Origin of the sequence: Hamadaea tsunoensis DSM 44101 (assembly GCF_000428945.1) — a bacterium.
GTDB lineage: Bacteria > Actinomycetota > Actinomycetes > Mycobacteriales > Micromonosporaceae > Hamadaea > Hamadaea tsunoensis.
In genome coordinates this window covers 75,409-89,191 of the sequence record NZ_AUAX01000008.1, presented here as the reverse complement: position 1 = coordinate 89,191, position 13,783 = coordinate 75,409, and the positions used below count along the sequence as shown (strand labels likewise).

The following is a 13,783-nucleotide window of genomic DNA, read 5'->3' as shown; positions in this document are numbered from 1 at the left end:
CCCGCCTCTTGGTGCTGGACGGACTCCGTCTGCTGGCCGCGCTGGCCGTTCTGTCCTGGCATCTGGTCAGCTCGCCGTCGGCGGGCTGGGGGCAGCCGCTCAGCCCCGTCGGCCGGTTCGGCTGGCTCGGCGTCGAGCTGTTCTTCCTCATCTCCGGGTTCGTGATCTGCATGTCCGGCTGGGGGCGGCCGGTCGGGGACTTCGCGGCGTCCCGGGTGGCCCGGCTGTATCCGGCGTACTGGGTGGCGATCGTGATCTCGGTGCCGGTCGTGCTCCTGGCCGGTACGCGCGAACTCACCGGCGCGCAGATCGCGGCCAACCTGACGATGCTGCAGAACCCGCTCGGCGTACAGGACGTCGACCCGTCGTACTGGACGCTCGGCGTGGAGCTGCGCTTCTACCTGCTGTTCGCGGTCGTGCTGGCGATCGGGGTCACCTACCGGCGGATGGTCTACTTCTGCGCGCTGTGGCTCGCGGCGGCCGCGTTCGCGAGCGGCCTGCCCTGGTTGAACTGGCTGATCTCGGCCGACAACGCGCCCTACTTCGCGGGCGGGACGGCGCTGTACCTGATCTACCGGTTCGGGGCGACGCCGCTGCTCTGGGCGCTGGTGACGACCAGTTGGCTGCTCGCCCTCTACCGGGTCCAGTCCCACATGGCCGCGACGATCCACTCCGACGGCGGCCGGGACTGGGTGATCGCGGCCGTCCTCATCACCATGATCTACGCGCTGATGGCGGCGGTGGCGACCGGAAGGCTCACCGCTGCGCGGCTGCCGGTGCTGACCACGGCGGGCGCCCTCACCTACCCCCTCTACCTGCTGCATCAGAGTCTCGGCGTGGCCGCGATCCACGCCTGGCACGACGACGTTCCGCCCGGCGTCCTGCTGGGGCTGCTGATTCCGGGGCTGCTCGGGCTGGCCTGGCTGGTGCACCGCTACATCGAGCGCCCGGTGTCGGCCTGGCTGAAACGCGCGTCGAGATCCTCGCTCGCGGCGATGCGGCGGGAGAGCTGACCGAGCGCGCGGGAGCGTCGGTGACGCGGAGTATTCTTCTGCCGATGGAAGCCCACCCGGACGGTCTTTTCGCGCTGCCGGCGTCCGGCGCCCCGGCCGTGGGCTTCGATGATCCCGGACCCGACGCGCCGCTGGCCGTACGCATGCGGCCGGCGAACGTCGACGAACTCGTCGGCCAGGACCACCTGCTCGCCCCGGGTGCACCGCTGCGCCGGCTCGTCGGCGGCGGGCCGCCACTCTCCGTAATCCTTTGGGGACCGCCGGGTAGTGGGAAGACCACGATCGCGCACCTCGTCGCCCGCGCCAGCGACCGCCGCTTCGTCGCGATGTCCGCGCTCACCGCCGGGGTCAAGGACGTCCGCGCGGCCATCGACGTCGCCCGGCACGAGCGCCGCCGCGGCGGCCCCGCCACCGTCCTGTTCCTCGACGAGGTCCACCGCTTCTCCAAGGCGCAGCAGGACTCGCTGCTCGCGGCCGTCGAGGACCGCACGATCACGCTGCTCGCGGCCACCACCGAGAACCCGTACTTCTCGGTCATCTCGCCGTTGCTGTCGCGCTGCGTACTGCTGACTCTCAAGCCCCTCGACGACGACGGCGTGCGCGGCCTGGTGCGGCGCGCGACCACCGACGAGCGCGGTCTGGGCGGAGCGGTCGCCCTCTCCGCCGCCGCAGAAGATCATCTTGTACGCCTCGCGGCCGGCGACGTCCGCAAGGCGTTGACGGCGCTGGAGGCGGCCGCCGGGTCGGCCGCCGAACTGGGCGTGACCGAGATCGACCTGGCCACTGCCGAGAAGGCGGTCGACACGGCCGCCCTGCGTTACGACCGGGCCGGGGACGAGCACTACGACGTGGTGAGCGCGTTCATCAAGAGCATGCGCGGCTCCGACGTCGACGCGGCCCTGCACTATCTGGCCCGGATGCTGGTCGCGGGCGAGGACGCCCGGTTCATCGCCCGGCGCATGGTCATCTTCGCGTCCGAGGACGTGGGCATGGCCGACCCGGTGGCGCTGTCGGTGGCCACCGCGGCCGCCCACGCGGTCGAGTACGTCGGCCTGCCCGAGGCGCAGCTGAACCTCGCCCAGGCGTGCGTACATCTGGCGACCGCGCCGAAGTCGAACACGGTGACGACGGCGCTCTTCGCCGCCATGGCGGACGTCCGCGCGGGGAAGGCGGGCAGCGTCCCGCCGGCGCTGCGGGACGCGCACTACTCCGGTGCGGCGAAGGTCGGGCACGGCAAGGGCTACCGCTATCCGCACGACGACCCGCGCGGTGTCGTGACGCAGCAGTACCCTCCGGACGAACTGACCGAGGCCGACTACTATCGCCCAACCGAGCACGGAGCGGAGCGCACGATCGCGGCGCGACTGCCTAAACTCCGTGCGGTCGTCCGCGGCAGGTCCGCGGCAGCCACGGCCGAGACAGGGGAGGAACAGTAGATGGCGCGTGACGATCGGACCGAGGACGGTCGAGGCCGTCGCAAGGCCCGGAGTGGCGAGCCGATCGAGGTCCCCCAGGAGGAGACCGGCTGGCTCGACGACCTCCGGCAGGCGAAGGAGTCGAAGACCGAGATCGGCCCGGGTACGCCCCGCCGCGAGGAGCCGGCCGCCGAGCCGGCGGGTCGTGACGCCCGCTGGGCCGGACTGCGCGGTGAGGAACCCGGCGCCGCCCCCGGTACGCCGCCCGGCCGCCGTCGCTCCGCCGACCCGGAACCGCCCGCCCGCGCCGCCCGCCGTGCCGCGGAGGAACCGCCCGGCCGTCGCGCCCCGGACGAGCCGACCGGCCGCCGCGCCGCGGAGGAGCCGACCGGCCGCCGCGCCGCGGAGGAGCCGACCGGCCGCCGCGCCGCCGAAGAGCCGCCGGGTCGCCGCGCCGCCGAAGAGCCCACGGGTCGCCGGGCCGCCGAAGAGCCTGTGGGCCGTCGTGCGGCCGAGGAGCCGCCGGGTCGCCGGGCCGCCGAAGAGCCTGTCGGCCGTCGTGCCGCCGAGGAGCCCCCGGGCCGCCGGGCCGCGGAGGAGCCGAGCGGGCGGCGCTCGCTGGACGATCTGCTGGGACGGCGTACCCCGGAGGAGCCGGCTGCGGGCGGTCGCCGAAGACTGGACGACGAACCCGTGACCGGCGGCCACCGCCGGGTCGACGACGAGCCCGTGACCGGTGGGCACCGCCGGGTCGACGAGGAGACCACCGGCCGGCGCCGGGCCGAGGAGGAATCGCGTACGCAGGCCGGACGGCGGCGGGCGGACCGTCCCGGCGGGCCCGAACGCGATCTGCTGGGCAACCCGCGATCCGATCGGCCAGTCGGCCCGGACCGGGAACCGCCGGCCGCCGCCGCGCGTACCGACCGTCCCGGCGGCGCCGACCGGGACCTGCTCGGCAACCCCCGGGAGCCGGAGCGTGCGCGTACCGCCGACCGTCCCGGAGGAGCCGACCGCGACCTGCTGGGCAACCCGCGGGAACCCGAGCCCGAACGCCGCCGCGGCGGCCGGGCCGATCGCGACCCGCTCGGCAAGACGCGCGAGCCGGAGCAGCCCGGCCGCGGCGGTGAGACGCCGCCCGCGCCACCCGCGACGCCGCGTCCGCCCGCGCGCAACCCGATGACCGACACGCTCGGCGCGCGGTTCCGCCCGCTGATGCAGCGGGACAGTGCTCCTCGCAATACGCAGCCGGGCGACGGCGGCCCGCGCATGGGCGACAACGCCTCTGCGGTGCAGCCCCCCGACGCCGATCCCGGCCGAGGCCGCCCCGGCGGTCCCGCGTCGCCGGCCCAGCCGGTGTCCGGCCCCGGTCGCGGTCCGGCATCCGGCCCGCCCGGCGCGGGCGGCCCACGCGGCGGTGTCCAGGGGGCGTTCGGCGCGGCCCAGGGAGCGCTCGGCGGCCTGCTCGGCCGGCGTCGCGGCGGCCCTGGTGCGCCCGGTGCTCCCGGCGGCCCGGGTCCCGCCGGTTCGGCGGGCCCCGGTTCCGGCGCGGGTGGTCCAGGTGCCGGCGGTCCCGGTTCGGGCGGCCCCGGCTCCGGTGGGGGACGACCCGGTGGCTTGGACGGCCCGGTGTCGGGTGGTCCCGGCCTCGGCGGCCCGGCGGGTCGCTCCGGCGCCGGCGGGCCCGGTGGGTCCGGTCCGGGCGGTGGTCCCGGCATCGCCGGTGCACCCGGTTCGGGCGGCCCCGGTCTCGGTGGTCTCGGCAGTGGCGGTCCTGGCAAGGGCGGCCCCGGCAGGGGCGGACCCGGTAGCGGCGACCCCGGTGGTCCCGGCTCCGGCGGCCCCGGCCTGGGCGGTCCCAGCGGTGGACCCGGTGGCGGCGGCCCTGGTAGCGGTGGTCCGGGCGCAGGCGGTCCGGGCGGCGGCGGCCGCGGGCGCGATGCCCTCGCCGGTCCCGGCGGACGTGGCGCGGGTCCGGCCGGACCCGGCGGACCGGGCAAGAGCGGTGGCCCCGGCCTCGGCGGTCCCGGTGCGGGTGGTCCTGGCGTCGGCGGTCCTGGTGTCGGTGGTCCTGGTGCCGGCGGCCCGGGCGCGGGCGGCCCCGGCCGTCCGGGTGCCGGTGGTCCCGGTCCCGGCATGGGCGGACCCGGCGGTCCCGGTGCCGGTGGTCCGGGTGGTCCCGGTGCGGGCGGTCCGGGCAAGCCGGGCGGCCCTGGTGCTCCCGCCGGCCCTGGTGGTCCCGGCGGCCCGGGTATGGGCAAGCCCGGCGGCCCCGGTCTCGGCGGCCCCAACGGCCCGGGCCCGCACGGTCCAGGTCCCGGCGGCCCGGGCATGGGCGGCCCCGGCATGGGCGCGCCCGGTATGAACCCGCCCGGCATGAACGCGCCCGGCATGGCTCCGCCCGGGATGCCCCAGCAGGGGATCCCCGAACCGCGCCCCGGCATGTCCGGTCCGGACGGACGCCCGCAGCCGCGCGGCGCCCGCGCCGGTCTGCAGGCCGGCATGGGCGCGATCCGGGGCGCCCGCTCCGAGCTGCGCAAGCAGATGCGTGAACAGCAGCGGCTGCGGATGCTGACCCTGATGGCCGTCATCATCACCGTGCTCGGCGCGCTGCCGCTGTTCCTGGTCGTCCGGGCGGCCACCAAGGATCCCGTGTTCACCTCGCTCAACTCGCTCGAGGTGCCGGCGTGGGCGGCCGGCCAGACCACCGACGAGGTGTCCGGCAGCCGCTGGTGCATCATCGAGTGCCGGTACCGGGAACGGGACGTGGCCTCGGAGAAGTCGCCCGACGAGACCAACGCGGCGTACGTGCAGGCGTTGGAGAGTTCCGGCTGGGTCCGGTGGAAGGTGGCGAACTGCCCGCCGGCCAAGGGTGTCAGCGGGCACTACACGTGCTGGCGGCGCGACGAGTACACCTTGGACTTGTGGGTAAGGGACAACCCGTGCGCCAACGAGCTCCTGTCGAACCGGCCGACGACCAACGCCGACCAGAGCCAGGCCGCCCCGCAGTGCAAGGGCTCGCTGGTGTCGTTCAAGGTGTACAACGCCATCGCCGACGACCGGCTGAACCAGCCGCCGGGGGACGGTTCCGCACCGCCCGACGGCAACGCGCCGCCCGCCGACGCGCCCGTACCGGGTATCGGCTCCTGACCGCCGGGCGGCCGGGGACGACGACCCCGGCCGCCGACAGCGGGGCGCAAGCGGCTCAACGTGGCTGAAAAGGTAAGGTCTGCACGTCGGGCTGAGTCGAGGGGAGCCGCGCCATGCGTGGTTGGGAGATCGCGGCACTGGTGGCCGCCGGTGGATTCGCGGTGCTGATGCTCGCGTTGACCGTGCCCGTGCTGCGATTGCGCCACACGATCGACGCGGCCACGCAGACGCTGCGCGACGTGCAGGTGCGTACGGGTCCGCTGCTCGACGAGGTCCACGGGACCGTCGACAACGTGAACACCGCGCTGAGCCAGGCCCAGGTGACGCTCGACGGCGTCAACGTGCAGCTGGCGAAGGTCGACGTGATGACTTCGCACGCGCAGGCCGCCACGGCCAACATCGCGAACCTGGTCGGCGTCGTCTCGTCGGCCGCGGCCAGTCCGCTGGTCAAGGTGGCCGCGTTCGGCTACGGCGTACGCCGGGCCAACGCCGCTCGCAAGGGCGCCGAGGACGACAAGGCGGCGCGCGCGTACCTGAAGGAGCAGAAGAAAGCCCAGAGGGGGCGGTAGGCCATGGTGAAGCGGCTGCTCTGGCTCGGCATCGGGATCGGCGTCGGCGTGGTCGTCGTACGCATGGTCACCAAGAAGGCCCGCCAGTTCACCCCGGCGGCGCTGGCCGGCTCGGCGACGGAGGGCGTACGCGGGCTGGTCGACGAGGCCCGCGACTTCCTGGAGGACGTCCGCTACGGCATGGCCGAGCGGGAAGATGAGATACACCGGGCGTTCGCCGACGGCGAGGCGCTCGACGGCGGCGCGGACCTGTCCTGGGCCCGCGGCGTCGGCCAGAAGTTCTACAACAGCGAGATCGTCCAGCGACAGCAGGAAGGGTGACGCACGAGGATGCGTACCGCGGAAATCAAGCGGCGGTTCCTGGCCCACTTCGAGGCGAACGGGCACACGGTCGTGCCGAGCGCCCCGTTGCCGGCCATCGATGACCCGAACCTGCTGTTCATCAACGCCGGCATGGTCCAGTTCGTGCCGTACTTCCTCGGGCAGCAGGCGGCCCCCTTCAAGCGCGCGGTGAGCGTGCAGAAGTGCATCCGTACGCCGGACATCGACGAGGTCGGCAAGACGTCCCGGCACGGCACGTTCTTCCAGATGAACGGCAACTTCTCGTTCGGCGACTACTTCAAGGCCGAGGCCGTCGCGCTGTCCTGGGACCTCATCACGAAGCCGGTCGACCAGGGCGGGTTCGGCATCGACGGGGACAAGGTCTGGGCGACCGTCTACCTCGACGACGACGAGGCGATCGAGTACTGGCGCGGGGTCGGGCTGCCGTCGGAGCGGATCGTCCGCCGGGGCAAGGCCGACAACTTCTGGTCGATGGGCATTCCCGGCCCGTGCGGACCCTGCTCCGAGATCTACGTCGACCGCGGGCCGGCGTACGGGCGCGAGGGCGGCCCGGAGGTCGACGAGGACCGCTACATGGAGATCTGGAACAACGTCTTCATGCAGTTCGAGCGCGGCCCCGGCACCGACAAGGAGAACTACCCGATCCTGGGCGAGCTGCCGGCCAAGAACATCGACACCGGCATGGGCCTGGAGCGCATGGCGTCGATCATGCAGGGCGTCGACAACCTCTACGAGATCGACGAGGTCCGCCCGCTCATCGACAAGGCCTGCGAGCTGACCGGCAAGCGGTACAACGTCACGCACACGCACACCGCGAGCGAGTCCGCGCCGGACGACGTGCGGCTGCGGGTGATCGCCGACCACGTGCGCACCGCGCTCATGCTCATCGGCGACGGCGTCACCCCGTCCAACGAGGGCCGCGGCTACGTGCTGCGCCGCATCATGCGCCGCTCCATCCGGGCCATGCGGCTGCTGGGCTGGCAGGAGGCCGCGCTGCCGCACCTGCTCCCGGTCGCCCGGGACGCCATGGCGCCGTCCTACCCCGAGCTCGCGTCCGACTTCGACCGCATCTCCCAGTACGCGTACGCGGAGGAGGAGACGTTCCTGTCGACCCTGCGGGCCGGCACGACGATCCTCGACACGGCGATCGCCGACACGAAGCAGCAGAACCGCAAGAGCCTGTCCGGCGACAAGGCGTTCCAGCTGCACGACACCTACGGCTTCCCGATCGACCTGACGTTGGAGATCGCGGCCGAGCAGGGCCTGTCGGTCGACACCGAGGGCTTCAAGTCGCTCATGTCCGAGCAGCGCAAGCGGGCCAAGGCCGACGCGCAGGCCCGTAAGACCGGCCACGCGGACCTCTCGGCGTACCGGTCGTCGCTGGAGGACGGCGGCGAGGTCGAGTTCACCGGGTACGCCGAGATCGCCCGCGAGTCCCGGGTGCGTACGCTGCTGACCCCGGCCGGCGAGGTCCTGCGGGCGGCCGGCGAGGGTGACGTGATCGAGCTGGTCCTCGACGCGACCCCGTTCTACGCCGAGGGCGGCGGCCAGCAGGCCGACACCGGTCTCATCACGGTCGGCGGCGGCAAGGTCCAGGTGCTCGACGTCCAGAAGCCGATCCCGGGTCTGATCATCCACAAGGTACGCGTCGTCTCCGGCGAGGTACGCCCCGGCGAGGAGGGGTACGCCGAGATCGACGTGGCCCGCCGCAAGGCGATCTCCCGGGCGCACACCGCGACCCACCTCGTGCACCAGACGATGCGCAACTTCCTCGGCGAGGCGGCCACGCAGGCGGGCTCGCTCAACGCGCCGGGCCGGCTGCGGTTCGACTTCAACACGCCGAGCGCCGTGTCGGCCGGCGTCCTGGTCGACGTCGAGCAGCGGATCAACGAGGTGCTGCTGGAGGACCTGGAGGTACGGGCTTTCCTCACCTCGCAGGCCGAGGCCCGGGCGATGGGCGCGATGGCCCTGTTCGGAGAGAAGTACGGCGACGTCGTGCGGGTCGTCGAGGTCGGCGAGTACGCCCGCGAGCTGTGCGGCGGTACGCACACCGAGCGCTCCGGGCAGCTCGGCCTCGTCAAGATCCTGTCGGAGTCGTCGATCGGTTCCGGCGTACGCCGGGTCGAGGCGCTCGTCGGTATCGACGCGTTCTCCTACCTGGCCAAGGAACACCTGCTCGTGTCGCGCCTGGCCGAGCTGTACCGCGTACCCAACGAGCAGGTCGCGGACCGGGTGGAGCAGACGGTGGCGCAGCTGCGCGACGCCGAGCGGGAGCTGGAGAAGCTGCGCGCGCAGATGGTGCTCGCGGGCAGCGCCTCGATCGCCCAGGCGGCGCGTGACCTGAACGGCGTGGCGTTCGTCGCGACGGAGGCGCCGGAGGGCGCGGCCGCCAACGACGTGCGCACGCTCGCGCAGGACGTGCGCGGCCAGATCCCGGCCGAGAAGCCGGCGGTGGTGGCCGTGGCGAGCCGGGCCGGCGGCAAGGCGTCCCTGATCGTGGCGGTCAACGCCGCCGCGAAGGCCCGCGGGCTCGAAGCGTCCGCGCTGGTCAAGGGCGCGCTCTCGGGCCGGGGTGGCGGCAACGCCGACCTGGCGCAGGGTGGTGGCGTGGCCGCGGAGGAGACGCCGAAGCTGCTCGCCGCCGTCGAGGCGGCCGTCCGGCAGGCCGCGTGACGGCAGGCTGGGTCCGGGGCGTACGCCTCGGTGTCGACGTCGGATCGGTGCGCGTCGGGGTCGCCGTGTGCGACCCCGACGGCATTCTCGCCACTCCCGTGGCGACCGTGCCGCGCGATCAGTCGTTCGTCCTGCCCTCGGAGCGCGGCCCGGCGGGCGCCGAAGCGTCCACCGCCGGCGAACGGGCTTCCATCGCCGGCGAGGGGGGCGAGGGAGTATCCACTGCCGACGCCGTACCGGGAAAACGGGTCAAGGCCCGGCACAAACGACCCAAGCCCACTACGGACAGTGACGACCACCAGCGGATCTCCGACGGCGCGTCGGTCATCACGCCCGGTAACGTCAGCGACCAGGTTGCCGGGCCGGAAATTCCGCCTATACCCACCGATATCGCGGAGATCGTGCGACTCGCGCACGAGTATGAAACCGTCGAAGTCATCGTAGGGTTACCGGTCGACCTCTCGGGAAAAGAGGGTCTGGCGGCGAAAAAGGTCCGCGAATATGCCCGAATTTTGGGTGAAGCGCTGGCGCCTGTCCCAATTGTCATGGCGGACGAGAGGATGTCAACCGTTACGGCAGCCCGTAGGCTCTCCGATCGAGGCGTCAAGGGAAAGCGCCAGCGCAGTGTCGTCGACCAGGCGGCCGCGGTGGAGATCTTGCAGCAGTATCTGGAGAGTCGACGGAGGCAAAGATGATCGACGACCTGAACCTCGATTTCGAGGATCATGATCGCGGTCGCGGCCGGCGCCGTCGGGCTGAGCGTGCCGACGAGCGCGCCGCTGATCGTGGTCAGGGAAGCTGGGACAGCCGGCAGCAGTACGGCCGCGAAGCCCAGCCCGATCCGCGGGAGCAGACCTGGAGCGGGCGCGGCGGTCAGCCGCCCGAGCGTTACGACACCGGCGGCCAGCCCCGCTTCGACACCGGTGGCCAGCCGCGTTACGCCGACCCCCGCTACGACGAGCGGTACGACACCGGCCGCCCCGACACCGGCGGCCAGCCGCGCTACGACACCGGTGGCCAGCCCCGGTACGACACCGGCGGCCAGCAGCGGTACGCCGACCCCCGGCAGGAGCGGCAGTACGACCCGCGGTACGAGCAGGGCGGCCAGCGTTACGACACGGGCGGGCAGCCCCGCTTCGACACCGGCGGCCAGCAGCGGTACGCCGAGCCCCGGCAGGAGCGCCAGTTCGACCCGCGCTACGACACCGGGTCGCGCCGCTACGAGCAGTTGGCCGACGACCGGTACGACCCGCGCTACGACACCCAGGGCGGTGGCGGCGGTGGCGGTGGCGGCGGGTTCTTCGACGACGGTTTCGGCGGCGGTGGCGGTGGCGGCACCGGTGGCGGTGGCGGTGGCGGTGGCGGCGGTGAGGACGGCGGGCGCCGGCGCGTCAAGAAGTCCAAGAAGAAGCGGCGGGGTCGCAGCTACCTCGCGCTCTTCCTCACCCTCGTGCTGCTCGGCGGCCTCGGCGGGGCGGCCTACTTCGGCTACAACAAGATCTCGAACTACTTCCTGACCCCGGACTACGACGGCAACGGGACGGGCACCGTCCAGATCGAGGTCAAGCAGGGCCAGTTGCTCGCCGAGATCGGCAACACGCTGGTCAAGGCGGACGTCGTGAAGAGCGCGAAGGCGTTCGTGTCGGCGGCCGAGGCGAACAAGGACTCGACCAAGATCCAGCCCGGCTTCTACACGATGCACAAGCAGATGAGCGGCAACGCGGCGGTTCTGGCGATGCTCGATCCCAAGAACCGCCTGACCAACGCGGTCACCATCCCCGAGGGTCTCATCGCGATTCAGATCTACTCCCTGCTGTCCGAGAAGCTGAAGCTCCCGCTCGCGGACTTCCAGAAGGCGGCCGACCCGGTCAAACTCGGCATCCCCGACTGGTGGTACAAACGCACCGACGGCAAGAAGGTCGCGGGTGGCGTCGAAGGTTTCCTGTTCCCGGACACCTACGCCTTCCCGCCGAACGTCACCGCCGAGTCGGCGCTGAAGACCATGGTCGACCGGTTCCTGACGGTCACGGGCAACCTCAACTTCGCCGACACCGTGCAGGGCAACCTGCACATCTCGCCCTACGAGGCGCTGGTCGCCGCGTCCATCGGGCAGGCCGAAGTGGTGAAGGCGGCGGACTACCCCAAGGTGGCGCGGGTGCTCTACAACCGCGTGTACACCGACAACTTCCCCTGCAAGTGCCTGCAGATCGACAGCGCGGTCAACTACTGGCTGCGCACGACCGGCAAGGTGCCGAAGGACTCCAGCCAGATCCTGCGCGGCGAGCAGCACAACCCGAAGGACCCGTACAACACCTTCGACGCTCCGGCCGGTTCCGGCATGCCGATCGGGCCGATCAGCAACCCCGGTGAGGCGGCGCTCAAGGGCGCCATGTCGCCGGCGACCGGACCGTGGACCTACTTCATGACGATCGACAAGGCCGGCACCATGGGCTACGCGACCGACTGGAACGGCCACTGCGCCAACTACGCCAAGGCGGTCAAGGCCGGGATCCTCAACGGCACCTGCAACGGATAGCGCTGTGCGCGAAGGGCGGTGGGCCGATGGCCTGCCGCCCTTCCGCGTACTCTGATCGCTCATGCGGGACGAGACGATCCGGCGGGCCGCGGTTCTGGGCAGCCCCATCACCCATTCCCTGTCGCCGGTCATCCACAACACCGGCTACGCCGCCGCCGGCCTCACCGGCTGGCACTACGACCGCATCGAGGTCACCATCCCCGAGCTGCCGGCCTTCGTCGCCGGTCTCGGCCCGGAGTGGGCCGGCCTCTCCCTGACCATGCCTCTCAAGGAGGCCGGCCTCGCGCTGGCCGGGCACGTCGCGCCCGTCGCGGCCGCGCTGGGAGTCTGCAACACCCTGGTACGCCGGCCGGACGGATCCTGGCACGCGGACAACACCGACGCTCCCGGGATGCTCGACGCGCTCGGCTGGGCCGGGATCACGGGCGCGGACCGGGTCGCGGTGCTGGGGGCGGGCGGCACCGCACGGGCGGCGCTGGCGGCCGCCGCCGGGCTGAAGGCGTCCGCCGTCGAGGTGCACGCCCGGCGTACCGAGGCGGTGGACGAGTTGCGGCCGGTCGCGGAGCACCTCGGGCTCGCGGACCTGGAACACGTCCCGTGGCCGTCGGCGGCCCGGCTGTCCGATGTGGACGTCGTCTTCTCGACGCTGCCGTTCGGGATCGCCGACGAGCTCGCCGTCGACTGGAACCCGGCCACCGTAGTGTTCGACGCGGTCTACAAGCCGTGGCCGACCCCGCTGGCGGCCTCGGCACTGGCGGCCGGCTGCCCGATCGTCTCCGGCCTCGACCTGCTGCTGGCCCAGGGCGTACGCCAGTGGGAGCAGTTCACCGGGCGGACGGCACCGGTCGAGGCGATGCGCACGGCCCTCTACGCAGCCGCCTGAACCGGCCGGGTCAGCACGCTGACCGTCACCAGCGACACGGCCGCGAAGCCGAGCATGACCGCCGCCATCGGTACGCCGGTCGCGGCGCCCAGCGACGCCACCAGCGGGCCGGCGAATCCGGAGATCAGCGACTGCAACGCGCCGAGCAGGGCGGCCGAGGTCCCGGCCATCTCCGGGTACTGGTCGAGGGCGAGCGCGGTGCTGTTCGGGAAGACGACACCGAGGCTGGCGACGAACAGGAACATCATCGGTATCACCAGGGCCAGCCGGTGCAGGCCCGCCCCGGCCAGCAGGATCACCGTCGCGCCGAGCCCGACGAACAGCGCGGCGAACAGCAGCCGCCGAGGCGTACGCCGGGTCACGGCGCGGGCGCTCAGCTGCCCCGCGGCCACCAGGCCGACCGAGTTCAGGCCGAAGATCAGCCCGTACGCCTGCGGGGACACGCCGAACCCGTCCTGGAGCACGAACGAACTGCTCGACAGGTACGCGAACAACCCGGCGAAACTCAGGCTCTGCGCCAGGGCGTACCCGAGATAGAGGCGGTCGGAACCGAGCCGGCGGAAGCCCGCGACGATCTCGGCGGCACCGCCGGTGCGACGGCGTTCGGCCGGGAGGGTCTCGGGCAGCAGGCGCAGCACGACGAACGTGATCAGCACCCCGTACGCCGACAGCAGCAGGAAGATGCCGCGCCAGCTCGTCACCCGCAGCACGGCTGCGCCGACGGTGGGCGCGACGATCGGGGCGACGCCGAAGGCGAGCAGGATGCGCGAGAGGTAGCGGGAGGCCGCGGCCCCGGAGTAGAGGTCGCGGACGACGGCGCGGGAGACGGTGGTGCCGATGCCGCCGCCGAACCCTTGCAGCAGGCGCAGGATCACGAAGACCGCGATGTTCGGGGCGACCGCGATGAGGGCGGACGCGACGGCGAAGACGACCGTGCCGGCGAGTACCGGCGCGCGCCGCCCGTAGCGGTCCGACAGCGGGCCCGCGACGAACTGCCCGAGGCCGAGGCCGACCAGGGCGGCGGTGAGGGTGAGCTGAACCTGGGCGGCGGGCACGTGCAGATCGGCGGCGATCGCCGGGAACGCGGGCAGGTACATGTCGAAGGAGAACGCGCCGAAGGCGGTGAGCCCCCCGAGGATGGAGACGAGGACGGCGGGGCGCGGCAGCTGATGCACGTCGTCAAGCCAACACGGTCGGCGCGGCTG

General features: G+C 72.8%; 10 protein-coding genes and 1 pseudogene. 10 read left to right on the top strand and 1 reads right to left on the bottom strand.

Translation table 11 applies throughout. From position 1 onward, the window contains the following. Positions 1-11: 11 nt before the first annotated feature. From G401_RS46180 to G401_RS0116585, 10 genes and pseudogenes are all read left to right on the top strand, one after another. On the top strand, positions 12-1,013 hold the full coding sequence (locus tag G401_RS46180; RefSeq protein ID WP_051366734.1) for an acyltransferase family protein: 1,002 nt from the start codon (positions 12-14) through the stop codon (positions 1,011-1,013). Positions 1,014-1,057: 44 nt separating this feature from the next. Continuing rightward, positions 1,058-2,449, top strand: coding sequence for a replication-associated recombination protein A (locus G401_RS46175; RefSeq protein WP_084557266.1), 1,392 nt, complete (start codon positions 1,058-1,060; stop codon positions 2,447-2,449). Continuing rightward, positions 2,450-5,575, top strand: a complete 3,126-nt coding sequence (locus G401_RS55870; protein WP_157545799.1) for a hypothetical protein — start codon at positions 2,450-2,452, stop codon at positions 5,573-5,575. Between the two features lie 113 nt (positions 5,576-5,688). Beyond that, positions 5,689-6,144 carry a DUF948 domain-containing protein gene (locus G401_RS0116610; RefSeq protein WP_027343400.1) on the top strand — a complete coding sequence of 152 codons (456 nt, stop codon included), beginning with the start codon at positions 5,689-5,691 and terminating at the stop codon, positions 6,142-6,144. 3 nt (positions 6,145-6,147) lie between these two features. Next, on the top strand, positions 6,148-6,465 hold the full coding sequence (locus G401_RS46160) for a hypothetical protein (RefSeq protein ID WP_064741780.1): 318 nt from the start codon (positions 6,148-6,150) through the stop codon (positions 6,463-6,465). Between the two features lie 9 nt (positions 6,466-6,474). Next, a complete protein-coding gene (alaS, locus tag G401_RS0116600; RefSeq protein WP_027343399.1) occupies positions 6,475-9,159 on the top strand; it encodes an alanine--tRNA ligase in 2,685 nt (894 codons plus the stop codon). After that, positions 9,156-9,284 (top strand): annotated as a pseudogene (gene ruvX / locus G401_RS54765) (Holliday junction resolvase RuvX); the annotation flags it as partial. The gene alaS and the pseudogene ruvX (G401_RS54765), both read left to right, overlap by 4 nt. Beyond that, positions 9,258-9,854 carry a Holliday junction resolvase RuvX gene (gene ruvX / locus G401_RS58330; protein ID WP_322787741.1) on the top strand — a complete coding sequence of 199 codons (597 nt, stop codon included), beginning with the start codon at positions 9,258-9,260 and terminating at the stop codon, positions 9,852-9,854. The pseudogene ruvX (G401_RS54765) and the gene ruvX (G401_RS58330), both read left to right, overlap by 27 nt. A 533-nt stretch (positions 9,855-10,387) precedes the next feature. After that, positions 10,388-11,695 (top strand): endolytic transglycosylase MltG, encoded by a 1,308-nt coding sequence (gene mltG, locus G401_RS46150; protein ID WP_407636883.1) that lies wholly within the window; start codon positions 10,388-10,390, stop codon positions 11,693-11,695. 61 nt (positions 11,696-11,756) lie between these two features. Continuing rightward, a complete protein-coding gene (locus tag G401_RS0116585; RefSeq protein WP_027343397.1) occupies positions 11,757-12,578 on the top strand; it encodes a shikimate dehydrogenase in 822 nt (273 codons plus the stop codon). Here the strand turns inward: G401_RS0116585 and G401_RS0116580 are convergent. Then, positions 12,563-13,753, bottom strand: coding sequence for a multidrug effflux MFS transporter (locus G401_RS0116580; RefSeq protein WP_027343396.1), 1,191 nt, complete (start codon positions 13,751-13,753; stop codon positions 12,563-12,565). The two genes, G401_RS0116585 and G401_RS0116580, sit on opposite strands and share 16 nt — an antisense overlap. Between the last annotated feature and the right edge of the window lie 30 nt (positions 13,754-13,783).